Here is a 22,354-nt window from a genome sequence, read left to right as displayed (position 1 = left end):
TAGGCGGCATGGTCGAACACCGGGAACCGCGCCTGCACCAACCCAAGCGGTGGTGGATCGTCGGCGCGGAGGTCGTGCTCGCGGTCGTGTTCGTCCTCATCGCGGTCTGGGCGTGGCGGCGCGGGATCGTGCCGATGGAGTACCCCAGGCAGACCGGTGCGCCGTTCCAGCTGGAGCGCTACCAGGGGCAGTGGTGGCTGCTGTCGGTGGCGCTCTGCACGGCGTCCGGGTTGCTCCTGCTGGACGGGGTCCGGCAGGCGCTGCTGGCCAGGCGCGGCAAGTTCGAACCGGTCGAGCTGACCGACTGAAGCCGTGGACGACAGGGTGCGCGTGCTCGTCGTCGACGACGAGCCGGCCATCCGGGACCTGCTCGCGGCCAGCCTCGGCTACGCCGGTTTCCGGGTCCGCACCGCCGCCGACGGGGCCGACGCGCTGGCCGTCGCCGAGCTGGACCGGCCCGATCTCGTGGTGCTGGACGTGATGCTGCCGGACATGAGCGGCTTCGAGGTGATCAGCGCGCTGCGCGCCACCGGCGGCCGGGTTCCGGTGCTGTTCCTGACCGCGCGCGACGGTGCCGAGGACAAGGTCACCGGGCTCACCCTCGGCGGCGACGACTACGTCACCAAGCCGTTCAGCCTCGAAGAGGTGATCGCCAGGGTGCACGCGGTGCTCCGGCGCAGCCGCAGGGCGAGCCCGGAACGGCGCCGGGTGCTGCGCTGCGCCGACCTGGAGCTCGACGAGGACGCCTACGTCGTGCGGCGCGCGGGCGAACCGGTGCGGTTGTCGCCCACGGAGTTCAAGCTGCTGCACTACCTGCTCGGCAACGCGGGCAGGGTGCTGTCGAAGGCCGCGATCCTGGACGCGGTGTGGCGCTACGACTTCAACGGTGAGGCCGGTGTCGTCGAGTCCTACATCTCCTACCTGCGCAGGAAGGTCGACTCGACGCAGCCGCGGCTGATCCACACCGTGCGCGGGATCGGCTACGTGCTGCGCGAGCCGCCGCGGTGACGCGCCCGTTCCGCTGGTTCCGCGGCCGACTCGACCGCGTTCCGCTGCGATCGCAGCTGGTCGTGGGCCTGTCCGTGCTGGTGACGGGCGGCATGGTCGGGATGGGGCTGCTCGCGGTCACCGCGGTGCGCAACAACCTGGTCGCCCAGGTCGACCGCGGCCTCACCGAGATCGACGTGACCCGGCTCGACCTGAAGCCGCCGGGCAGGCAGCCATCCGCGAGTCCGCGCGCGCAGCTGCCGGGCACCTTCCTGGTCATGGCCACCGACGCCACCGGGCGCGTGCTCGGCGAGCTGCGGATGGTCGATGTGCAGTTCCAGGGCAGCCCGGTCCTCAGCGGGGTGCTGCCCAGGACGCGGGGACTGGTCACCGTTCCGTCCACAAAGGACGGTAAGTGGTGGCGAATCCTGTTGCGGGAGGACAACGGTGGCCGCCACCTGATCACGGCGTCCACTTTGGACGATGTGGACGACGTGGTCGAGGCGCTGTCCATCACGCTGCTGGCGATCGGCGGCATCGTGCTCACCCTGCTCGGCGCGCTCGGCCAGGCGCTGGTCCGGCTGAGCCTGCGGCCGCTCGGCGAGGTGCAGGAGACCGCCCGCCGGATCGCCGACGGCGACCTGTCCAGCAGGGTTCCGGCGCGGCCGGAGAACACCGAGGTCGGCGAGCTGGCCGCGGCGCTCAACACGATGCTCGTGCGGATCGAGGACTCCTTCCGCGCGCAGCAGCGGTCGGAAGAGGCGGCGCGGCGCTCCGAGGAACGGATGCGGCGGTTCGTCGCCGACGCCAGCCACGAGCTGCGCACCCCGCTGACCTCGATCCGCGGCTACGCGGAGCTCTACCGGCAGGGGGCGGCGACCGATCCGGAGCAACCGCTGCGGCGCATCGAGGACGAAGCCGCGCGCATGGGGCTGCTCGTCGACGATCTCCTCCTCCTCGCCCGTCTCGACCAGCAACGAGAGCGGCGTGACGACCTCGTCGACCTCGGCGTGCTCGCGGTCGACGTGGTGGCCGACGCGCGGGCGGCCGCCCCCGAACGGCCGGTGCGGCTGAAGCTGGGGGAGACGAGCGGGCTCCTCGTGCGCGGCGACGAGGACCGGCTGCGCCAGGTGCTGGCGAACCTCGTGGGCAACGCGCTCCGGCACACGCCCGGTGACGTTCCGGTGGAGGTCGGTGTGCGGGCGGACGGCGAAGACGTCGTGCTGAGCGTGACCGACAGCGGACCGGGGCTCGCTTCGGCGGACGCCGAGCGGATCTTCGAGCGCTTCTACCGCGCGGACGCGGGGCGGAGCCGGAGCCACGGTGGTGGCACGGGGTTGGGGCTGGCCATCGTGGCCGCGATCGTGGCTTCGCACGGCGGAGAAGTCAGTGTGAGCACGGCCCCGGGCGAGGGCGCGAGTTTCCGCGTTCGGTTGCGTGGGGCATGTCACGGGGGCTCGTGACGGGGTACCCCGCGCCGGTTGCCACACTGGAGGGGTGACCGCACACTCCGGTTCCGAGACATCCGCTGCCCTGTTCAAGCGCGCGTCCGCCGTGACGCCGGGCGGGGTGAACTCGCCGGTCCGCGCCTTCCACTCGGTCGGTGGGACACCGAGGTTCATGGTCCGCGGCGAAGGCCCGCACCTCTTCGACGCGGACGGCAACCGCTACGTGGACCTGGTCGCCTCGTGGGGTCCGATGATCTTGGGGCACGCGCACCCGGCGGTGGTCGAGGCCGTTCAGCGCGCCGCCTCGTCGGGCCTGTCCTTCGGCACGCCGACCGAGGGCGAGATCGAGCTGGCCGAGGAACTGATCGCCCGCGTCGCGCCCGTCGAGCAGGTCCGCCTGGTCAACTCCGGCACCGAGGCGACGATGAGCGCGATCCGCCTCGCCCGCGGGTTCACCGGGCGCCGCAAGGTGATCAAGTTCGCCGGTTGCTACCACGGGCACGTGGACGCGCTGCTGGCCCAGGCGGGTTCCGGTGTCGCGACGCTCGGCCTGCCGACGACGCCCGGCGTGACCGGCGCGCAGGCCGAGGACACGCTCGTGCTGCCCTACAACGACCTCGACGCCGTGCGGGCGGCCTTCGCCGCGCACGGCGCCGACATCGCCTGCGTGATCACCGAAGCGGCGCCGGGCAACATGGGCGCCGTCGCGCCGGAGCAGGGCTTCAACGCCGGGCTGCGTTCGCTGTGCCACGCGAACGGCGCGTTGTTGATCATGGACGAGGTGATGACCGGCTTCCGCGTCTCCTCGGCGGGGTGGTTCGGCGTCGAGGGCGTCGCGGGCGACCTCTACACCTTCGGCAAGGTCATGTCCGGCGGGCTGCCCGCCGCGGCGTTCGGCGGCCGCGCCGACGTGATGGCCAGGCTCGCCCCCGCGGGCCCCGTCTACCAGGCGGGCACGCTCTCCGGGAACCCCGTCGCGGTGGCCGCTGGCCTCGCCACGCTGCGCGCCGCCGACGCCGAGGTCTACCAGGCGCTGGACCGCAACGCCCGCAAGCTCGGGCTGCTGTTCACCGACGCGCTCACCGCGGAGGGTGTCCCGCACCGCGTGCAGTACGCGGGCAACCTGGTCAGCGTGTTCTTCACCGAGGAGCCGGTGCGCGACTACGAGGGCGCGAAGGCCGCGGACACCTGGCGCTTCCCCGCGTTCTTCCACGCGTTGCTGGAGCGCGGCGTGTACGCGCCGCCGAGCGCCTTCGAGGCGTGGTTCGTCTCCGCCGCGCTCGACGACGACGCGTTCGACGTGATCACCGAGGCCCTTCCGCACGCGGCGGCCGCGGCAGCCGCGGCGCGCAAGCCCGAGGAGGAGGCGTGACCAAGACCGTTGTCCACGTGATGCGGCACGGCGAGGTCTACAACCCGCAGGGCATCCTCTACGGCCGCCTCCCCGGCTTCCGGCTCTCCGGCACGGGTCAGCAGCAGGCCAAGCTCGTCGCGGAGTTCCTCGCCGACCACGACATCGTGCACGTGGTCGCCTCGCCCCTGGAACGCGCGCAGCAGACCGCCCGGCCGCTGGTGGAGTCGCACCACCTGGAGCTGGCAACCGACGATCGGCTGATCGAGTCGGCGAACAAGTTCGAGGGCCTGCGGGTCGCGGTCGGCGACGGGGCGCTGCGCTCGCCCTCGCACTGGCCCAAGCTGTACAACCCGTTCCGCCCCTCCTGGGGTGAGCCGTACTTCAAGATCGCGCACCGGATGCTCGGCGCCGTGCAGCGCGCGCGGGCCGTCGCGGCCGGGCACGAGGCCGTCGTGGTCTCCCACCAGCTGCCGATCTGGACGCTGCGGCGGTTCCTCGAAGGCAGGCGGCTCTGGCACGACCCGCGGCGGCGGCAGTGCTCGCTGGCGTCGTTGACCTCGCTGGTCTTCGAGGACGAGCAGCTGAAGAAGATCGTCTACGCCGAGCCGGTCGGCAAGACCGACCCGAGGGTGACCGGCGCATGAGACCACTCCTGGCCGCGCTCGCGCTGCTGCTGGTCGCGGGGTGCTCCGCGGCGCCCGGTGACGAGTTCACCTTCGTCGCGCCCGGTGGGCAGACCAAGATCTTCTACGACGTGGTGGAGCGCAAGAAGCTCCCGGCGATCGAGGGCGAGAACCTGTTGGAGGAGGGCAAGACGATCAAGGTCGCGGACTACCGGGACCAGGTCGTCGTGCTGAACCTCTGGGGCGCGTGGTGCGTGGCCTGCCGGACCGAGGCCGACGACCTGGAGCGGGTGCACCAGCAGACCAAGGATTCCGGTGTGCGGTTCCTCGGCATCGACGTGAAGGACCCGTCGCGCACCGCTCCCGCCGACTTCTTCCGCGACCGCGGGATCACCTACCCGTCGATCTACGACCCGGCGGGCCGGACGCTGCTGAAGCTGCGCAACTACCCGCGCAACATCGTGCCGTCGACGATCGTGCTGGACCGGCAGCACCGGGTCGCGGCGGTCCTGCTCACCGAACTCCTCGACACCGACCTCCTCCCGGTCGTCCAGCGCATCACCGCCGAACCCCGCTGACCGCTTTAAGCCCTGAATGAGTCATTGAGGGCACCACGCCGACCGCCAATGCCGCGTTTGGTGCGTTCGGAGTGCCCTGAATGAGTCATTGAGGGCGCTGAAGTACCTCAATGACTCATTCGGTGCGTTCAAGTACCCCAATGACTCATTCAGGGCGAAAACGTCGGAGGGGTGGGGTGGGCGGAGTGCGTGGGGTGGGCCACAGTTGCGCCTGGCGGGCGTACCCGGGCGCGATGTCCCCGATCGGGGTACCTACGCTGAATGACCGTGAGCCCCACCGACATCGCGATGTCCGGCCCGTTGTTGCTGGCGGTCGCGGTCGCGCTGCTCGCGGGGGCGGTTTCGTTCGCCTCGCCGTGCTGCATCCCCCTGGTGCCGGGCTACCTCGCGTACCTGGCGGGGCTCGCGGGCTCGGAGGCGCCCGCGGTCGACGCTGACGAGGAGCCGAAGGCAGGGCGTTGGCGGGTGGTGCTGGCGGCGTTGTTGTTCGTCGCGGGTTTCACCGTCGTCTTCGGACTCACCACGATCGTCGTGCTCGGCCTGTCCGACGCGGTGAACGACAACGTGGGGCTGCTCCAGCGCATCGGCGGGGTGGTGACGATCGCGATGGGGCTGGTGTTCATGGGTCTCATCCCCGGGCTCCAGCGCGATGTGCGCATTCACCGCCAGCCGAGCGGGAAGCGCGGTCTGTGGGGGGCTCCGTTGCTGGGCGCGGTGTTCGGCCTGGGGTGGACGCCGTGCCTCGGCCCGACGCTCATCGGCGTGATCGCGGTCGCCACGGGCACATCGGTGGGACCGACCACGCTGCGCGGTGTCGTGCTCGTGCTGGCCTACTGCATCGGCCTTGGGCTCCCGTTCGTCCTGCTGGCGCTCGGCGCGCGGTGGGCGCTGCGGAGCGCGGGCTGGCTGCGCAAGCACACCAGGGGAGTCCAGCTCACCGGCGGCGTGCTGCTCGTCATCGTCGGCCTGATGCTGGTCACCGGCACCTGGGCCTACCTCGTGCAGTGGTTGCAGACCACGCTCATCAGCAATACGGAGCTACCAATCTGATGGCCACGATCGCGTTCCTGCGCAACACCTGGCGCGGCCTGACGAGCATGCGGACGGCGTTGATCCTGCTGTTCCTGCTCGCGCTCGCGGCACTGCCGGGGGCGTTGCTGCCGCAACGGCTCACCGCGAGCGACAAGGTCGCGAAGTACTTCGAGGACAACCCGAACCTCGCACCGGTGCTGGACCGGATGGGCCTGTTCAACGTCTTCGGCAGCGTCTGGTTCTCCGCGATCTACGTGCTGCTGTTCATCTCGCTGGTCGGCTGCCTGGTCCCGCGCACCGCCGAGTACTTCAAGCAGATGCGGGCCAAGCCGGTACTCACCCCGCGCAACCTCGCGCGGCTGCCGCACCACGCGGAGTCCACTGTGGACAGTCCGGCGGCGGACGTGGTGGCCGCGGCCCGCGAGCGGTTGCGCGGCTGGCGCACCGACGTCCGCGTCGAGGACGACGGCTCGCACACGATCAGCGCGGAGAAGGGGTTCCTGCGCGAGGCGGGCAACCTCGTCTTCCACTTCGCGTTGATGGGAATGCTGGTCGCGATCGCACTGGGCAAGATGTTCGGCTTCGAAGGCCAGGTGATCATCCACTCCGGTGACGCGCAGGGCTTCTGCAACTCCGGCATCTACGCCTACGACAGTTTCCGGCCGGGCCTGCGGGTCGACGGCACCGAGCTGAAGCCGTTCTGCATGCGGGTGGACAGCTTCGAAGCCACGTTCCTGCGCAACGGACAGGCCGACAGCTTCCACGCCAAGGTGTCCTATCAGGACGCCGACGACCTGGAAACCGGCGCGTGGCGGCAGGCCGGGCTTGAGGTGAACCACCCGCTCCGGCTCGCGGGCGGCACGGTGTACCTGCTCGGCCACGGTTACTCGCCGCGCTTCACGGTGACCTTCCCGGACGGCCAGAAGCGCACCGAAGCGACCCAGTGGCAGACGATGAACACCGTCACCCTTCTCTCCCAGGGCGCGACGAAGTTCGACCCGCCCGGCGTCACCGACCCGGAGAAGCGGCGCACCGGCCAGCTCGCGGTCACGGGATTGTTCGCGCCGACCGCTGCCTTCGAGGGCACGCTGATGACGTCGGTCTTCCCCGACCTGCGCGATCCGGCTGTCGCCGTGGACGTCATGCGCGGCGACCTCGGCAACGAGTCCGGCAAGGGGCAGTCGATCTTCGAGATCGACAAGTCCATGGTGGACAGCGGGCGGCTGAAGAAGGTGGCTCGGCAGAACCTGCGGATCGGCGAGGAGATCGCCCTCGACGACGGCACCAGGATCCGCTTCGACGGCGTCGGGCGGTGGGTCGGCGTCCAGGTCGGTTACGACCCCGGCAGGCTCGGCGTGCTGATCGCCGGAGTACTGGTGCTGCTGGGCCTCGGCGCCTCGCTGAGCATCAAGCGGCGGCGCGTCTGGCTGCGCGCCACCCCCGCGCCGGAAGGTGCCGAAAGCGCACGTACCGTGGTCGAGGTCGGTGGGTTGGCCCGCACCGACCAGGCCGGTTACGGCGAGGAGTTCACCACGCTCGCCGCGGATCTCCTGCGGCCCGGGAAGGAACGCTGATGGTCAACTCGAACCTCGCGACGTTCAGCGACTGGTCGTTCAACAGCGCGCTGGCCATCTACCTCGTCGTGCTGGTGCTGCACGCGGCGGAGTACGGCTTCACCCGAAACCCCGACCGCAAGCGCGAACTCGTCGGCGCGGGCGGCCCGGAGATCGCCCCCGACCTCGGCTCCACCATCACGCAGGGCCGCACGCTGCCGGAGCGCCTCGGCCGCACCGCGGTCGCGCTGACCGTGCTCGCGGCCGGGCTGCACGCCGTGTCGCTGCTGCTGCGCGGGCTGGCGACGCAGCGGGTTCCCTGGGGCAACATGTACGAGTTCGGCTCGGCGATCTGCCTGGTCGCGGTCGTCTCGTGGCTGGTGGTGCTGCGCAAGCACGACGTGCGGCACATCGGCGCCTTCGTGGTGCTGCCGATGCTGCTGCTGCTCTTCGTGGCGGGGAAGCTGCTCTACGTCGAGGCCGCCCCGCTGATGCCCGCGCTGCGCTCGTACTGGATCACCATCCACGTGTCGGCGGCGATCCTCGCCAGCGGCGTCTTCCTCGTCTCCGGCGTCGCCTCGCTGCTCTACCTGATCCGGTTGCCGCACGAGGCGAACCCGGAGCGCTTCGCGGGGATGGGGCCGAAGCTGCCCACCTCGGCCGCGCTCGACCGGTTGTCCTACCGGCTGACCGTGTTCGCGTTCCCGATCTTCACGTTCGGGATCATCGCGGGCGCGATCTGGGCGGAGTCGGCCTGGGGCCGCTACTGGGGCTGGGACCCCAAGGAAACCGTCTCGTTCATCTCCTGGGTGATCTACGCCGGATACCTGCACGCGCGGGCCACCGCGGGCTGGCGCGGTTCACGTTCGGCCTGGGTCAACGTGCTCGGTTTCGCGACGATGATCTTCAACCTGTTCTTCGTGAACCTGGTGACGACCGGTCTGCACTCCTACGCGGGCGTGTGACCCCGGATCAACACGATTCGGCGCAAACGACTAACGTCGGTCGCGGGGATGAGGAATTCTTAGCCCCCGAGCTTCGCGACGTTGCCCGAGGAGGGACTCCAGCGGTGACCGGACGCCACGAGGACCCCGAGTCGCGCCAGAGCGGCGCCCAGCCCGCGTGGACGCCGCCTGCCGACCCGCCGACCGAGGCCGTGCCCATCGCCGACCCGACGCCGTCAGGGCCGTTCCCCGCGCAGAGCGCTTCGGGGCCGTCCGGGCCGCACCAGGTCTCCGGTGGTCCGTCCGGCCCCTACCCGACCGGTAACCAGTCCGGTCCGTACCCGGTGCAGGGCGGTCCCTCCGGGCCGCACCACGTCAGCGGCGGGCAGTCGGGCCCGTTCCCCGTCACCGGCAGCCCGTCCGGGCCCTACCAGGTGCAGCAGGGGCAGAACGGCCCTTACCCCCAGCAGTTCCCGCCCGGGTACCCGCAGCAGCCGCCGCCGGGCTACCTGCAGCAGCACGGCTACCCGCACCCCCAGCAGCACCAGCCCCAGCACCAGCCGCGGCACCAGGTGCAGGACCTGTCCTCGGCGCAGCTGCTCAAGCAGACCAAGCGCCCGCCGCAGTCCGGCTGGCGCCGCGCGGTGTACGTGGCCAGCGGCCACCTGCTGAACCTGGGCGAGAGCACCACCGACCTGCACCGCCGCGAGCTCATCGCGCGGATAAACCAGCCGGTCCAGGGCTGCTACAAGATCGCGATGCTCAGCCTCAAGGGCGGCGTCGGCAAGACCACCACCACGGCCAGCCTCGGCTCCACGTTCTCGTCGCTGCGCGGTGACCGGGTGATCGCGGTGGACGCGAACCCCGACCGCGGCACGCTGGCGCAGAAGATCCCGTTGGAGACCACGGCCACGGTGCGGCACCTGCTGCGCGACGCCGGGCGGATCCGCCGCTACAGCGATGTGCGCGCCTACACCTCGCAGGGGCCGAGCAGGCTCGAAGTGCTTGCCAGCGAACAGGATCCCGCTGTCTCGGAGGCGTTCAGCGAGGACGACTACCGCCGCACGGTCGACCTGCTGGAGCTCTTCTACAACATCGTGCTGACCGACTGCGGCACCGGGCTGATGCACTCGGCGATGAAGGGCGTGCTCGACCTCGCCGACTCGCTGGTGATCGTCTCCTCCGGTTCCATCGACGGCGCCCGCAGCGCGTCGGCGACGCTGGACTGGCTGGACGCGCACGGCTACCGGGACCTGGTCACGCGGTCCGTCGCGGTGATCAACTCGGTGCGGCCGGGCTCCGGCAAGGTCGACCTGAACAAGCTGGCCGAGCACTTCGCCTCGCGCTGCCGCGCGGTCTGCATGATCCCGTTCGACCCGCACCTGGAGGAGGGCGCGGAGATCGAGCTGGACCAGCTCGCCCCGGAGACCCGCCTGGCCATGCTGGAACTCGGCGCGGTCGTCGCCGACGACTTCCCGCACGCGGTGGCGCGAGCCCGCTCCAGCTGAACCCGGACACGAAGAAGGGGCGCCCGCACGGGACGCCCCTTCTTCTCGTTGTCGCTCAGCCCTCGTCGGGATCTTTGCGCTCCCGGCGCTTGCGCTCGTCAAGGCGGCGCAGGAACTCCGGGTCGTCATCCGGTGCGAGGGCCGCGGCGCGCGGCTTGCTCGTCTGCTCGGGACCGAAGGCCCGCCAGAGCAGCGCGGAGATGGTCACCGCACCGATCGCCGCCAGCATGTACAGATACAACACCGCTGCCTCCTCCCACGTCCGACACAGCAGAGGTTAGTCCCGCCGCTCCGACGCCATACCGGGTTCTTGGCGACCAATGGCAAGAACCCCGGTTCGCTCACCGACCACTGTAGTGATCGGTGAGCGAACCGGGGTGAGGTCCCGACCCGGTGAACGTCCGCCGCCGCAGGTTCACCGGGAGGGAGGGGCGGAACCGGGTCCGAAGCCCGCCCCATGAGCGACGTGGCGCGCCACGGGACTTCGGCCACCTCGCGACGTCCTCCCGCGGTCCCCCTGCCCTCGCAAGGGGCTCACGACCACGGGAAAGCGTTGCGGTCCCAAGGCTGCTGCTCGCCGCCGCTCCGGCAGCGCGCACCGACGACCGCGGGCGCCGCGATCACCGACGTGCACTGCTCCACTTGGCCGTTCGTCATCTCCCTCCGGAGCGAGAAGTGAATGACTGAACCCAAATATGACCCGTTAAGCGGAGGAGCGCACATCCCAGCTGGCCATAGCATCCGCGTTATGGAGCTTGAGGTGCGGCACCTCCGAGTTCTGCTGACCGTCGCGGACACCGGAAGCGTGTCCAGGGCGGCGGCCACCCTGGGGCTGTCCCAACCGTCGTTGTCCGCCCAACTGCAACGCATCGAGCGCACCATGGGCATCCCGCTGTTCGAGCGGTCGCCCAGCGGGGTCGAGCCGACCGCGTACGGCCGTTACGTGCTGGCCAAGGCGCGCACGGTCCTGGCTGAACTGGAGGAGCTGCGGTCCTGGACCGCGCAGTTGGAGGTGTGCGAGCAGCCGATGCTGCTGCGCATCGGAGCGGTGCCGGGACCCATCGCGGCCAAGCTCGCGCTGAGCCTGCGCCGGGCGTTCACCTCGTTGCGCCCGGACAGCGAGACCGAGGTCTACAGCCACGCCGAGCAGTCCTCGCTGGCGCTGCTGCGGATGATCGACTCCGACCGGCTGGACGTGGTGGTCGTCGAGCAGTTCACCGGGCACGAGCTGCCGGTGCTGCCGTCGGTGCGGCGGATGGAACTGGTCGCGGTGGAGCCGGTGTTCGTCGCGCTCGGCGACCAGCACCCGTTGTCGGGCAAGGCCGAGATCGACCTGGCCGACCTCGCCGAGGAGTCGTGGATCATCGATCCGCTGCTCGACTCGGGGGAGTCGGCGCACCTGCGCCGGGCCTGCCAGCGCGCGGGCTTCGAGCCGAGGATCCGGCACCACGCGACGGAGACCACCGCGGCGCGCAGCTTCGTCGCCAGCGGGCAGTGCGTGAGCCTGGCCCAGGCGACCTCGCGGGAGGGGCTGGGCATCGTGGTGCGGCCGCTGGTGGGCGATCCCATCGTGCGGCGGCTGGACGTGGCGTGGTCGAGCGAGCGGTTCGCGGAGAACGGCGAACTGGTCCGGCTCGCCGCCGCCGACGCCTACCTGGGGCTGGTCGAGTACAACGACAGCTTCGCCCGCTGGTGGGATACCCATCCGGAGGCGCACCCGGCGATCGGCTGACGGGTCGGGCGGTCTTCAAGTCCTCCGGACCCCCGCTTGCGCGAGTCGCCAACCGCCACAAACCCCGGGGGGTTTGGAGCGGTTGGCGACTCGCGGAGGGCGGGGTCGCCGTACTTGAAGACCGGTTTACCCGGCTGGGACGCGAGGTTCAGGTGATCTCGCGTGCTCAGGTGGTCTCGATGGTCAGCTGGTCTTGATGGTCAGGTCGCTTCCGTGGTCAGCTCGGCCAGCAGGGAGTTCACCTCGGACTCCCGGAACCGGCGGTGCCCGCCCGGCGTCCTGATCGAACCGATCCGGCCCGCGGTGGCCCACCTGGTCACCGTCTTCGGGTCGACCCGGAACAGCGTCGCGACCTCGCCTGGGGTCAGCAGGCGTTCGCTGGACGGCCGAACTGCCGCACGCATCGTCGTCACGGTGTCCTCCCCACTTGATCGTGATCCTCGAACTGCATGGTGCATCGTGTGCCCGGGCATCGTGGCACCCGGCACCCCGGGTACTCGAACGTTTGTCTTCAGGTAATGGGTAGGTAAGGGACGAAACGTGCGCTTCGGGCAGGTCTGACCATCTCCGGCGCGAGGCTCTACGCTCTTGCGACCATGGACGCTGTCGACCGAAGGATCATCGCGGCGCTGCGGGACAACGGCAGGGCCACCTACGCCGACCTCGGCAGACAGGTGGGGCTGTCCGCCTCCGCGGTGCACGAGCGCGTTGGCAAGCTGGAGTCGGCCGGGGTGATCACCGGCTACCACGCGATGGTCGACCCGAGCGCGGTCGGGCTCGGGGTCACCGCGCTGGTCGGGATCCAGCCGACCGACACCGGGGACGACGACGAGGTGGCCGCCGCGCTCGCCGAGCTGCCCGAGGTCGAGAGCTGCTACGCGGTCGCGGGCGACGAAGCCTTCGTGGTCAAGGTCCGGGTGGCCACCGTGGACGAGCTGGAGCGCACCCTGGGACGGCTGCGGCGGATCGCCGGGGTGGCCCGCACCCGGACCACCGTCGTGCTGTCCACGCGCTTCGAGGGCCGCCCCAACACCCCGGGCTCGGTGAGCGCACCGCCGGTGCCGACCGTCGCCGGACCCGGCGCGTAATCTGGGGGCGTGTCCGACTCCCCGATCTCGAAGGCGACGCTCACGCGCGACATCGCGCTGTACACCGTCGCGAGGTTCGGCACCGTCGCGGTGGTCGCCGTCCTGCTGGTCGCGGTGAACGTGCCGCTGCTGGTGGCCATGGTGGTCTCGCTCGTCGTCGCGCTGCCCGCGTCCTTGGTGGTCTTCAAGGGGCTGCGTGTGCGCGTGGCGACCGGTCTGGCCGAGGCGGGCGCGCGCCGCCGGGCCGAGCGCGAGGCGTTCCGCGCCGAGCTGCGGGGCGAAGCGGGGACGTAAAGTCCTGGTCATGCATGTGGACCGGTGCTGCGAGCACACCAGGGACTGGGTCAACGAGGCGGTCCGGATCATCGATGCCGACGCCAACCGCAGCGCCGACACGCACCTGCTGCCGTACCCGCTGCCGCAGGAGTGGGGGATCGACCTCTACCTGAAGGACGAGTCCACCCACCCGACCGGCTCGCTGAAGCACCGGCTGGCCCGCTCGCTGTTCCTGTACGCGATCTGCAACGGCTGGGTGACCGAGGGGACCCCGGTGATCGAGGCCTCGTCGGGCTCGACCGCGGTGTCCGAGGCGTACTTCGCGCGGTTGCTCGGGCTGCCGTTCATCGCCGTGATGCCCCGTTCCACCAGCCCGGAGAAGATCGCGCTGATCGAGCGCCAGGGCGGGCGCTGCCACTTCGTCGACCAGGCGGGCGCGCTCTACGAGGAGTCGCACCGGCTGGCCGCCGAACTCGGCGGGCACTTCATGGACCAGTTCACCCACGCCGAGCGGGCCACCGACTGGCGCGGCAACAACAACATCGCCGAGTCGATCTTCGAGCAGATGTCGCTGGAGCGGTTCCCGGTGCCCGACTGGGTGGTCGTGGGCGCGGGCACCGGCGGAACCGGCGCGACCATCGGCCGCTTCGTCCGCTACCGCAGGCTGCGCAGCCGCCTGGCCGTGGTGGACCCGGAGTTCTCGGTGTTCTTCGACGCCTGGCGGGACACGCTGCCCGGACTGGTCGGCGAGCGCGGCTCCCGGATCGAGGGCATCGGCCGCCCCCGGGTGGAGCCCTCCTTCGTCGGCCAGGTCATCGACCGCATGATCAAGGTCCCGGACGCGGCGTCGATCGCGGTGATCCGGTACGCGGAGAACCTGCTCGGCAGGCGCGTCGGCGGCTCGACGGGGACGAACCTGTGGGGCGCCTTCCAGCTGATCGCGAAGATGCGCGCGGACGGCAGGCGGGGCAGCGTGGTGACCCTGCTCTGCGACGGCGGCGAGCGCTACGCCAACACCTACTACGACGATTCCTGGCTGGAGCGCGAGAACATCGACATCACCTCGGCGACGCAGGTGCTGGAGAAGTTCCACGCTTCCGGCGAGTGGACCGACTAGCCGTCATTTGTCCCTGAACGGGTCGTTCGGGGAATCTAACGCCCCCAACGACCCGTTCAGGGAATCCAACGCCCCGAACGCGGCGTTCGTGGCGGGTCAGCCGAGGGCCAGGCCGATCGTGGTGCCGATCGCCCACACCAGCATCGCCATGCCGGTGTCGCGCAGCACCGGGATCAGCTCCATACCGCGCTTACCGCGCAACACGCGGCGCAGCGCCGGAATCGCCACCGGCAGCGCCAGGAAACCCAGCAGCGTCAACGGTTGGCGCAATCCGAGCAGCACGGTCATCAGGAACGGCACCGCGACGACCGCCGTGTAGAGGCTGCGGGTGTCGCGGTCGCCGAGCCTCACGGCCAGCGTGAGCTTGCCGGTCTCGGCGTCGGTGGGGATGTCCCGCAGGTTGTTGGCGATCAGCACCGCGCTGGAGAACGCGCCGACCGCGACGGCCGCGCCGATCGAGACGCCGCTGACCATGTCGGCCTGCACGTAGAGCGTGCCCAGCACGGCGACCAGGCCGAAGAACACGAACACGGCCAGCTCGCCGAAGCCCGCGTAGCCGTACGGCCGCTTGCCCCCGGTGTAGAACCACGCGGCGACGATGCACAGCCCGCCGACCGCCAGCATCAGCCACTGCCCGGTCAGCACCACCACGGTGAGCCCGAGCACCCCCGCGAGCCCGAAGCTCGCCCAAGCCGCCACGAGCACCGTCTTCGGCTTCGCCAGCCCCGAACCGACGAGCCGGAGCGGCCCGACGCGGTCCTCGTCCGTGCCCCGGATGCCGTCGGAGTAGTCGTTGGCGTAGTTCACGCCCACGATCAGCGCTAGCGACATCAGCAGGATGAGCCCGGTATGCAACCACGAGAAACCGCCAACGCCGTACGCCGCACCGGAACCCACGAGCACCGGGGCGATGGCGTTGGGCAGCGTGCGCGGGCGAGCGCCCTCGATCCACTGGGCGAGTGAGGCCATGCGCCACATCTTCCTTCACCCCCACCCCACCCACTCCGCCGCCCCACACCCCCACGTTGACGCCTGAATGAGTCATTGAGGTACTTGGAGCCCCTGAATGAGTCATTGGGGGAGTTGAACGCACCAAACGCGTCATTGGCGGCGCCGACCTGGTCCTTGAACGACCCGTTCAGCCCGTTGCGAGCGGACCAAACGAGTTGGGAGTCCCTGAATGACTCATTCAGTGCACTGAAGTACCTCAATGACTCATTCAGGGTGTTGGAGTACCCGAACGACCCGTTCAGTGCGTTGGAGGAGCTGAACGGGTCGTTCGGGGCGGAGCGGGGAGAGGGTTAGCAGGCGCCGGAGGATGCGACGCCGGAGACGAACGCCTTGGGGATGTACATGCCGGCGTGGATGCGGAACCACACGTTGGAGGTGCCCTGCGATCCGGTGACGCTGTCGCCGGTGACCTGGCATTCCACCTGAGCCCGCGCGTGGTTGCCCGCCATGCCGACCTGGGTGGCGCCGGTCTTGGCGGCGTTGCGGACGTTGACGGGGCCGCCCGCGGTGCTGCGGACGGTGCCGAAAGTGCCGGTGCCGGTCCACAGGTAGGTCGCGGTGACCCACGCGTTGTCGCTGAGCTTCAGGCCGTCCCAGAACGTGCCGTCCGCCAGGTCGATTCCGGCCGGGTTCTGCACGACGCGGCCGAAGCCGTCCTTACCGCCGTTGTACTTGTCCTGGTAGGCGGCCTGCGCCTCGGGCTTGCCCTGCGGGAGGTTCTTCCACATCTCGCGCTGCGCGGACGGGTTCCAGTAGTCGTCCTTGATGTTCCACGGGCCCTTGTCCCACACGGCGCCCCAAGCGCAGCGGCTGGCCGTGCAGACCTTCACGCTGTAGGTGCCGGTGTTCTTGGGCGCCAACGACTTCCCGGACGGCAGTGCGACGAAGTGGTCCCGCGACTTGATCACGTGGCCGTTCGCGGTGGTGCCGCCGACGAGCCCTTCCCGCGTGGCGTAGACCCGGTAGCTGCGCGCGGCGGCACGCGGCTCGGCGGCGACCTGCGGGCCGGACTCGGCGGAGAGCCGGACGCCGCGCACCTCGGGGCTGCGGCCGTCGCCGGAGTTGACCATGGCGACGCGGACCTGGAGCCGCTTGGTCGCCTCGGGCAGTTCGGCGGGGGCGGTGGTCCACTCGCTCCACTCACCCCCGGCCAGTTCGCCGCGCACGTCGACGGAGAGCTGGGCGTCGCCGGGCACCGTCGCGTCCACGGTGGCGCCGATCCGGTTGGCGGGCGCGGCCAGTTCGCGGGTGGCCACGACGAGGCTGCCCCCGTCCCGGTCGTGCATCGCGCTGGCGGCGCGGACGGGCTGACCGGCTAGGCGCAGTGCCCCACCGGTGAAGCGGACGTTGGCGGAGTCTTCGGTGATCTGGGTGAGGTCGGGGGTCCAGGTGCTCTCGGCCGGGGCGGCCAGGGAGGCCGGGCCCGTGGTGAGGAGGGTGGTGCCCATTGCGGCGCAGAGGGCGGCGGACGCCACAGCACGCCGCAGTCTGGTCGAAGCCACGACTGCTCTCCGTTCCCGGGATGCGCGTAGCGAGCGAACTCGCGGCAGGGGGGCACGCATCCCGCACGGCGCCAGGGAAACTTCGGGCGCAGTTGGTTGTCAACGACTCGGAAAGCAATCGAGGGGGTTAGTAACCGATCTGCCTAACGTGAAATAACGTCGTGACTGATCAACATCTCGGCGAGCGCGCGCCGATCGACCTTGCCCGGCCCGCGCAGCGGCAGCGCCGCGACGACGGCGATCCGCTTGGGCGCGAACGGACCGCCGAGCTGTGAGCTGACCAGCGCCCGCAACCGCTCCGGGCTCGGCGGCGCTCCGGGTTCGGCGGGCACCACCACCGCGGCGACGAGCTGGCCCCATTCGGGGTGCGGCAGCCCCAGCACGCACGCCTCCAGCACGTCCGGCTCCGCGCACAAGACCCGCTCCACCAGGGCGGGGGCCACGTTCACCCCACCAGTGATGATCATGTCGTCAGCCCGGCCGAGCACGGTGAGCCGCCCGTCCGGCTCGAACCGCCCGAGGTCGTTGGTGTGGAACCAGCCCTCGGCGAAAGCCTCGTTCGCGGCGCCGCGGTAACCGCTGGCGAGCACCGGACCGGACAGCGAAATCCGGCCGTCCTCGCCGAGCCGCACACGCACTCCGTCCAGCGGCACGCCGTCGTAGACGCAGCCACCACAGGTCTCGCTCATCCCGTAGGTGGTGATCGCCGCGACGCCCGCCGCACGCGCCTGCTCAAGCAGTTCAGCCGGGGTCGCCGCGCCGCCCAACAGCACGCCGTCGAAGCCCGTCAACGCCTCCAGCCCGGCCCCGCCATCAGAGAGCAACCGCACCAATTGTGTTGGTACCAAAGACGTGTAGTGCCTGCCGGGACGGTCCAGCACGGCATGCGCGGCGGAGGCGAACGCGTCCGGCCGGAAGCCCTGCGAGGTGTCGGCGATCCCCGCATCGGAGCCCGCCAGCAGCGATCGGATCAACACCTGCACTCCGGCGATGTGGTGCGCGCTGAGCGCGAGCAGCCACGTGCCCGGCCCGCCGAGCCGCGCGTGCGTGGCCGAAGCCGACGCGCGCAACGCCGCAGCCGAGAGCAGCACTCCCTTGGGCTGGCCGGTCGAGCCGGACGTCGCCACGACCAGCGCGATCTCCTCCTTGACGGGTCCCGTCAAGGAGGGCGGTGCGGGGTCGCCGGGCGCGGTCGGCAGCAGAGCGGGGCCCGAGCCGTCGAGCGCCGCGGCCAGCCTCTCCGGGATCTCCTCGGACGAGACCGCGACCAGCGACCGCATCAGTAGTAGTAGGGGAACGGGGACCAGTCGGGCGCGCGCTTCTCCAGGAAGGAGTCGCGGCCCTCGACGGCCTCGTCGGTCATGTAGGCCAGGCGCGTCGTCTCCCCGGCGAACAGCTGCTGGCCCACCAGGCCGTCGTCGATCATGTTGAACGCGTACTTCAGCATGCGCTGCGCGGTCGGCGACTTGCCGTTGATCTCCTTGGCCCACTGCAGGGCCGTGGACTCCAGCTCCGCGTGCGGGACGACCTCGTTCACCGCGCCCATCCGGTGCATCTTCTCGGCGTCGTAGGTGCGGCCGAGGAAGAAGATCTCGCGGGCGAACTTCTGCCCGGTCTGCCGCGCCAGGTAGGCCGAGCCGTAGCCCGCGTCGAAGCTGCCCACGTCGGCGTCGGTCTGCTTGAACTTCGCGTGCTCCGCGCTGGCCAGGGTGAGGTCGCACACCACGTGCAGGCTGTGCCCGCCACCGGCCGCCCAGCCGGGGACCACGGCGATGACGACCTTCGGCATGAACCGGATCAGCCGCTGGCACTCCAGGATGTGCAGCCGCCCCGCGCGCGCCGGGTCGATGGTGTCGGAGGTCTCGCCCTCGGCGTAGCGGTAGCCGTCTCGGCCGCGGATGCGCTGGTCGCCGCCGGAGCAGAAGGCCCAGCCGCCGTCCTTCGCGGACGGGCCGTTGCCGGTCAGCAGCACGCAGCCGATGTCGGAGCTCATCCTGGCGTGATCAAGCGCACGGTAGAGCTCGTCCACCGTGTGCGGGCGGAACGCGTTGCGCACCTCCGGCCGGTTGAAGGCGATCCGCACCGTGCCCTGGTCCACGGCACGGTGGTAGGTGATGTCGGTGAAGTCGAAGCCCTCTACGACCCGCCAAGCGGCCGGATCGAACAACTCTGAGACCTGGTTGGACGGCACGCCTGCGAGAATAGGCGGGTCCAGGGAAGGGTGTTGAACCGGTGAACCCGTCTACAGCGCAGGCGCGCGTCGTGGTCGACGAGCTCGTCCGCAACGGTGTCCGGCACTTCGTGCTCTGCCCCGGTTCGCGCAACGCGCCGCTGTCCTTCGCGCTGCACGACGCGGCGAAGGCCGGGCGCGTCACGTTGCACGTGCGGATCGACGAGCGCAGCGCGGGCTTCCTCGCGCTGGGCCTCTCCAAAGGGTTGGGCCTCCCGGCGCACCGCAGGGGGCTGGTCGCGCTCGCCTGCACCTCCGGCACCGCCGTGGCGAACCTGCACCCCGCTGTCCTGGAGGCGTACCACTCGGCAGAGCCGCTGGTCGTGCTCACCGCCGACCGCCCGCCGGAGCTGATGGGCACCGGGGCGAACCAGACCACCTGGCAGCACGGCGTCTTCGGCCCTCACGTGTCCACAGTGGACTTTCCGGTGGCGGAGACCCGAAAGGGCCAGAACGCGGTGTGGCGCAGCATGATCTGCCGCGCGGTCGCCCACGCCAAGGACGGCGGACCGGTGCACGTGAACATCCCGTTCCGCGAGCCACTGGTGCCGGACACCGCTGACAACAGCTGGCCGGAATCGTTGGTGGGCAGAGGAGAAGACGCGCCCTGGACCGCGCGGCACGGCGGCAGCGCTCCCGTCGGTGTCGAGCCGATCGACCTCCCGGCGCGCACGCTCGTCGTGGTCGGCGCGGCGAGCTGGGGGCAGGGCAACGCGATCGGCGAGATCGCGGCGGAGCGCGGCTGGCCGGTGCTCGCCGAGCCGGGCGGCGCGGGCGGTGTCGCCTCCACCAAGGCCCTGCTGCTCCGACACGGAACCCTGTTGCTGGGTATGGACGAACTGCACCCGGAAGCCCTTGTCGTGGTCGGCCGCCCGACCCTGACGCGGGCAGTGCAGCGGCTGCTCCACACCACCCCGCAGGTGCATGTGGTCGACGACACCGCGGACTGGACCGACCCGCAGCACCAGGCGACCTCTGTCGGCCCGCTGGCCCTCCTCGACCGGGACGCGGAGCCGGAGTGGCTGGCTGTCTGGCAGAACGCGGACGCCGCCGTCGCGAACGCCGTCGAAGAATTCCTCGCCGCCGAGCCGTGGCCGACCGGGTTGCACATCGCCCGCGATCTCGTCGCCGCGATGCCGCGCGATGCCGTGCTTTTTCTCGGCTCCTCCAACCCCGTTCGCGATGTCGACCTGGTCGCGGCGACCGAACGGACCGACGTGCTGGCCAACCGCGGCCTGGCCGGGATCGACGGCAGCATTTCCACCGCGGTGGGCACGCTGCTCGGCGCACATGACGCGGACGGGCGGATCGGGCCGTGGGGCGCGGCGCTGCTCGGTGACCTGACCTTCCTGCACGACGCCAACGGGCTGCTGATCGGGCCCGCCGAACAGCGGCCGGACCTGACGATCGTGGTGCTCAACGACGACGGTGGCGGGATCTTCTCCTTGCTGGAGCAGGGATCGGCCCAGCACGCTGATTCCTTCGAACGCGTTTTCGCTACCCCGCACGGCGCGGACCTTGCCTCTTTGTGCGCCGCGTACCGGGTTCCGCACGTTCGAGCGCGCAGCAGGGAACAGTTCCTTGCCGAGTGCCGACCGGGCTCAGGACTCCGCGTCGTCGAGGTCCAAACCGACCGTTCTGCCCTGCGTGACCTGCACGAACGCCTGCGCGCGGCGGTGCGGCGCGCCCATTGAACCTTTCACTCCCACCAGCTGGTTGTGAAGAAAACGTGCTGGTGCCCGGCGATTTCCCGGAGCTAGGTTGCTTCCCGAGTCGGCTGCATGTGGGGAAGTCGGCCACGACGGAGAGGTTCGAATTCCGTGCTGCGTAAACACAGCCTCCGCATGGGGGCGGCGGCCGCGGCCGCGATCGCGCTGCTCGCCTGGCCCGCGTCGGCCGGGCCGGACACGACCGGTGCCCCCGGAATCGGCGACGAGTACTACCCGGGCGACGGCAACGGTGGCTACGACGTCTCGCACTACGACATCCGGCTGCGCTACCAGCCCGCCGACGACAAGCTCTGGGGCACGACGGTCATCACCGCCAAGCCCACCCAGCGGCTGACCCAGTTCAACCTCGACTTCGCGATCGACCCGAAGTCGGTGCTGGTCAACAACCTGCCCGCGAAGTTCAGCCGCACCGGGACCGAGCTCAAGGTGACCCCGGCCCAGCAGGTCCACCAGGGGCTGCTGACCACGATCGTCGTCGAGTACGAGGCCACCCCGTCGACCGTCGTGGTCAACGGCGTGAACAACTGGAAGCGCACCCCGGACGGCGCGCTCGCGGTGGACGAGCCGCACGTGTCCGCGTGGTGGTACCCGAGCAACGACCACCCGACGGACAAGGCCACCTTCGACGTCTCCGTCTCGGTGCCGGACGGCACCACGGCGCTGTCCAACGGCAGGCTGGCGGGCAAGTCCAGCCGCGCTGGGTGGACCAGGTGGAACTGGCGCAGCACCAAGCCCCAGGCCACGTACCTGACCTTCCTCGCGGTCGGCAAGTACGAGGTGGTCACCGGGACCGGCCACAAGGGCCAGCCGCTGGTGAACGCCTACGGCACCGGCCTCGGTGACGCCGAGGCCGCGGCCAAGGCCAGCATCGAGCGCACCCCCGAGGTGATCGCGTTCCTCGAGGACTACTTCGGCGACTACCCGTTCGAGGCCCAGGGCGGCGTCGTGCCCAGCTCCGGTATCGGCTTCGCGCTGGAGAACCAGACCCGCCCGGTGTACAGCCCGGCGTTCTTCGCGGCGGGTTCGCACGTCTCCGTCGTCGTGCACGAGCTGGCCCACCAGTGGGCCGGTGACTCGGTCTCGGTGGCCAAGTGGCGCAACATCTGGCTGAACGAGGGCTTCGCGAGCTACGCGGAGTGGCTGTGGTCGGAGGCCAAGGGCGAGGGCACCGCGCAGGAGATCTTCGACCACTACTACAAGCGCCCGGCCGAGGACCCGGCCTGGCAGGTCGTCACCGGCGACCCGACGCCCGCCAAGCTCTTCGACGGCTTCGGCGTCTACACCCGCGGCCCGATGGCGCTGCACCAGCTGCGCAACGCGGTGGGCCTGGACACCTTCAAGAAGATCCTCAAGACCTGGAACACCGACAAGAAGTACGGCAACGCCAGCATCGAGGAGTTCATCGCGCTCTCGGAGAAGATCTCCGGGAAGCCGCTCTACGACCTCTTCCAGAAGTGGTTGTTCACCAAGGGCAAGCCGCAGCTGAGCGCGGACCAGGCGGCTCAGGCCAAGGCCCCCGGGGTGAAGGCGGACATCGTGCCGAAGTCGGTCCCGAAGATGGAGGCCGGGCACCGCATCATGCACAGCATGAACAAGTAGCAGTCATCTTCACGTCGGGCCCTGCGGCTTCCCCGTCGCGGG

Annotated in this window: 23 protein-coding genes; 16 read left to right on the top strand and 7 right to left on the bottom strand. The window is 70.4% G+C overall.

The genetic code is table 11. The features are described 5' to 3' along the window. Positions 1-8: 8 nt before the first annotated feature. The 10 genes from NLX83_RS06975 (at position 9) to NLX83_RS06930 (ending at position 10,027) form a co-directional block, all read left to right on the top strand. On the top strand, positions 9-308 hold the full coding sequence (locus NLX83_RS06975) for a hypothetical protein (protein ID WP_254234011.1): 300 nt from the start codon (positions 9-11) through the stop codon (positions 306-308). Between the two features lie 4 nt (positions 309-312). Then, positions 313-1,008 carry a response regulator transcription factor gene (locus NLX83_RS06970; RefSeq protein ID WP_254234010.1) on the top strand — a complete coding sequence of 232 codons (696 nt, stop codon included), beginning with the start codon at positions 313-315 and terminating at the stop codon, positions 1,006-1,008. Beyond that, positions 1,005-2,450, top strand: coding sequence for a sensor histidine kinase (locus tag NLX83_RS06965; RefSeq protein ID WP_254234009.1), 1,446 nt, complete (start codon positions 1,005-1,007; stop codon positions 2,448-2,450). The genes NLX83_RS06970 and NLX83_RS06965 overlap by 4 nt, the downstream gene beginning before the upstream one ends. A gap of 34 nt (positions 2,451-2,484) precedes the next feature. After that, entirely contained in the window at positions 2,485-3,807 is a 1,323-nt protein-coding gene (hemL, locus tag NLX83_RS06960; protein WP_308209278.1) for a glutamate-1-semialdehyde 2,1-aminomutase, read from the top strand. A gap of 20 nt (positions 3,808-3,827) precedes the next feature. Further along, the gene (locus NLX83_RS06955) at positions 3,828-4,433 is read left to right on the top strand and encodes a histidine phosphatase family protein (protein WP_254236115.1); all 606 of its coding nucleotides are present in this window, start codon (positions 3,828-3,830) and stop codon (positions 4,431-4,433) included. Next, positions 4,430-4,990 (top strand): TlpA disulfide reductase family protein, encoded by a 561-nt coding sequence (locus NLX83_RS06950; protein ID WP_254234008.1) that lies wholly within the window; start codon positions 4,430-4,432, stop codon positions 4,988-4,990. Before NLX83_RS06955 ends, NLX83_RS06950 begins: the two co-directional genes overlap by 4 nt. Before the next feature lie 267 nt (positions 4,991-5,257). Continuing rightward, positions 5,258-6,040 (top strand): cytochrome c biogenesis CcdA family protein, encoded by a 783-nt coding sequence (locus tag NLX83_RS06945; protein WP_254234007.1) that lies wholly within the window; start codon positions 5,258-5,260, stop codon positions 6,038-6,040. Further along, positions 6,040-7,596, top strand: a complete 1,557-nt coding sequence (resB, locus tag NLX83_RS06940) for a cytochrome c biogenesis protein ResB (protein ID WP_254234006.1) — start codon at positions 6,040-6,042, stop codon at positions 7,594-7,596. Before NLX83_RS06945 ends, resB begins: the two co-directional genes overlap by 1 nt. Further along, entirely contained in the window at positions 7,593-8,540 is a 948-nt protein-coding gene (gene ccsB / locus NLX83_RS06935; protein WP_254236114.1) for a c-type cytochrome biogenesis protein CcsB, read from the top strand. The genes resB and ccsB overlap by 4 nt, the downstream gene beginning before the upstream one ends. Before the next feature lie 104 nt (positions 8,541-8,644). Continuing rightward, positions 8,645-10,027, top strand: coding sequence for a MinD/ParA family ATP-binding protein (locus NLX83_RS06930; protein ID WP_254234005.1), 1,383 nt, complete (start codon positions 8,645-8,647; stop codon positions 10,025-10,027). A gap of 55 nt (positions 10,028-10,082) precedes the next feature. On the opposite strand, the gene NLX83_RS06925 is transcribed toward NLX83_RS06930, so the two are convergent. Next, on the bottom strand, positions 10,083-10,271 hold the full coding sequence (locus NLX83_RS06925) for a hypothetical protein (RefSeq protein ID WP_254236257.1): 189 nt from the start codon (positions 10,269-10,271) through the stop codon (positions 10,083-10,085). A 290-nt stretch (positions 10,272-10,561) separates the two neighbouring features. Beyond that, a complete protein-coding gene (locus NLX83_RS40825) occupies positions 10,562-10,684 on the bottom strand; it encodes a hypothetical protein (protein ID WP_256563003.1) in 123 nt (40 codons plus the stop codon). A 91-nt stretch (positions 10,685-10,775) separates the two neighbouring features. Between NLX83_RS40825 and NLX83_RS06920 the strand changes: the two genes are divergently transcribed. Next, a complete protein-coding gene (locus NLX83_RS06920) occupies positions 10,776-11,759 on the top strand; it encodes a LysR family transcriptional regulator (RefSeq protein WP_254234004.1) in 984 nt (327 codons plus the stop codon). A gap of 200 nt (positions 11,760-11,959) precedes the next feature. Here NLX83_RS06920 and NLX83_RS06915 read toward each other — a convergent pair whose 3' ends face one another. Further along, on the bottom strand, positions 11,960-12,163 hold the full coding sequence (locus tag NLX83_RS06915; RefSeq protein ID WP_030427303.1) for a BldC family transcriptional regulator: 204 nt from the start codon (positions 12,161-12,163) through the stop codon (positions 11,960-11,962). A 192-nt stretch (positions 12,164-12,355) separates the two neighbouring features. Here NLX83_RS06915 and NLX83_RS06910 point away from each other — a divergent pair, with 192 nt between their 5' ends. The 3 genes from NLX83_RS06910 to NLX83_RS06900 are packed head-to-tail and all read left to right on the top strand — an operon-like array spanning position 12,356 to position 14,240. Then, on the top strand, positions 12,356-12,847 hold the full coding sequence (locus NLX83_RS06910; RefSeq protein WP_254234003.1) for an Lrp/AsnC family transcriptional regulator: 492 nt from the start codon (positions 12,356-12,358) through the stop codon (positions 12,845-12,847). Between the two features lie 9 nt (positions 12,848-12,856). Next, the gene (locus NLX83_RS06905; protein ID WP_254234002.1) at positions 12,857-13,141 is read left to right on the top strand and encodes a DUF4229 domain-containing protein; all 285 of its coding nucleotides are present in this window, start codon (positions 12,857-12,859) and stop codon (positions 13,139-13,141) included. Between the two features lie 10 nt (positions 13,142-13,151). After that, entirely contained in the window at positions 13,152-14,240 is a 1,089-nt protein-coding gene (locus NLX83_RS06900) for a PLP-dependent cysteine synthase family protein (protein ID WP_254234001.1), read from the top strand. Between the two features lie 96 nt (positions 14,241-14,336). Here the strand turns inward: NLX83_RS06900 and NLX83_RS06895 are convergent, their stop codons facing one another. The 4 genes from NLX83_RS06895 to NLX83_RS06880 all read right to left on the bottom strand — a co-directional run bounded on the left by NLX83_RS06895 (position 14,337) and on the right by NLX83_RS06880 (position 18,944). Next, positions 14,337-15,209: a 1,4-dihydroxy-2-naphthoate polyprenyltransferase gene (locus NLX83_RS06895; RefSeq protein WP_254234000.1), complete on the bottom strand. Its 873-nt coding sequence runs from the start codon at positions 15,207-15,209 to the stop codon at positions 14,337-14,339. A 332-nt stretch (positions 15,210-15,541) separates the two neighbouring features. Continuing rightward, entirely contained in the window at positions 15,542-16,753 is a 1,212-nt protein-coding gene (locus NLX83_RS06890; protein ID WP_254233999.1) for a hypothetical protein, read from the bottom strand. 143 nt (positions 16,754-16,896) lie between these two features. Next, complete coding sequence (gene menE, locus NLX83_RS06885) at positions 16,897-18,033, bottom strand: o-succinylbenzoate--CoA ligase (protein ID WP_254233998.1); 1,137 nt, start codon at positions 18,031-18,033, stop codon at positions 16,897-16,899. Then, positions 18,033-18,944 (bottom strand): 1,4-dihydroxy-2-naphthoyl-CoA synthase, encoded by a 912-nt coding sequence (locus tag NLX83_RS06880; RefSeq protein ID WP_254233997.1) that lies wholly within the window; start codon positions 18,942-18,944, stop codon positions 18,033-18,035. Before NLX83_RS06880 ends, menE begins: the two co-directional genes overlap by 1 nt. A 41-nt stretch (positions 18,945-18,985) precedes the next feature. Here NLX83_RS06880 and menD point away from each other — a divergent pair, with 41 nt between their 5' ends. Then, positions 18,986-20,677, top strand: coding sequence for a 2-succinyl-5-enolpyruvyl-6-hydroxy-3-cyclohexene-1-carboxylic-acid synthase (gene menD / locus NLX83_RS06875; protein ID WP_254233996.1), 1,692 nt, complete (start codon positions 18,986-18,988; stop codon positions 20,675-20,677). A 150-nt stretch (positions 20,678-20,827) separates the two neighbouring features. After that, complete coding sequence (locus NLX83_RS06870; RefSeq protein WP_254236113.1) at positions 20,828-22,312, top strand: M1 family metallopeptidase; 1,485 nt, start codon at positions 20,828-20,830, stop codon at positions 22,310-22,312. The last annotated feature ends 42 nt before the right edge of the window (positions 22,313-22,354 follow it).

The organism is Allokutzneria sp. A3M-2-11 16 (assembly GCF_024213555.1).
Lineage (GTDB): Bacteria > Actinomycetota > Actinomycetes > Mycobacteriales > Pseudonocardiaceae > Allokutzneria.
This window is presented reverse-complemented; position numbering and strand designations above follow the sequence as displayed.

Bases quoted from the DNA above. Each gene is read 5' to 3' on its own strand.
- NLX83_RS06870 (WP_254236113.1), top strand. From the start codon at position 20,828: ATGGGGGCGGCGGCCGCGGCCGCGATCGCGCTGCTCGCCTGGCCCGCG.
- NLX83_RS06920 (WP_254234004.1), top strand. From the start codon at position 10,776: ATGGAGCTTGAGGTGCGGCACCTCCGAGTTCTGCTGACCGTCGCGGAC.
- NLX83_RS06915 (WP_030427303.1), bottom strand. From the start codon at position 12,163: ATGCGTGCGGCAGTTCGGCCGTCCAGCGAACGCCTGCTGACCCCAGGC.
- NLX83_RS40825 (WP_256563003.1), bottom strand. From the start codon at position 10,684: ATGACGAACGGCCAAGTGGAGCAGTGCACGTCGGTGATCGCGGCGCCC.
- NLX83_RS06910 (WP_254234003.1), top strand. From the start codon at position 12,356: ATGGACGCTGTCGACCGAAGGATCATCGCGGCGCTGCGGGACAACGGC.
- NLX83_RS06900 (WP_254234001.1), top strand. From the start codon at position 13,152: ATGCATGTGGACCGGTGCTGCGAGCACACCAGGGACTGGGTCAACGAG.
- NLX83_RS06950 (WP_254234008.1), top strand. From the start codon at position 4,430: ATGAGACCACTCCTGGCCGCGCTCGCGCTGCTGCTGGTCGCGGGGTGC.
- NLX83_RS06955 (WP_254236115.1), top strand. From the start codon at position 3,828: ATGCGGCACGGCGAGGTCTACAACCCGCAGGGCATCCTCTACGGCCGC.
- resB (WP_254234006.1), top strand. From the start codon at position 6,040: ATGGCCACGATCGCGTTCCTGCGCAACACCTGGCGCGGCCTGACGAGC.
- menE (WP_254233998.1), bottom strand. From the start codon at position 18,033: ATGCGGTCGCTGGTCGCGGTCTCGTCCGAGGAGATCCCGGAGAGGCTG.
- NLX83_RS06895 (WP_254234000.1), bottom strand. From the start codon at position 15,209: ATGGCCTCACTCGCCCAGTGGATCGAGGGCGCTCGCCCGCGCACGCTG.
- NLX83_RS06975 (WP_254234011.1), top strand. From the start codon at position 9: ATGGTCGAACACCGGGAACCGCGCCTGCACCAACCCAAGCGGTGGTGG.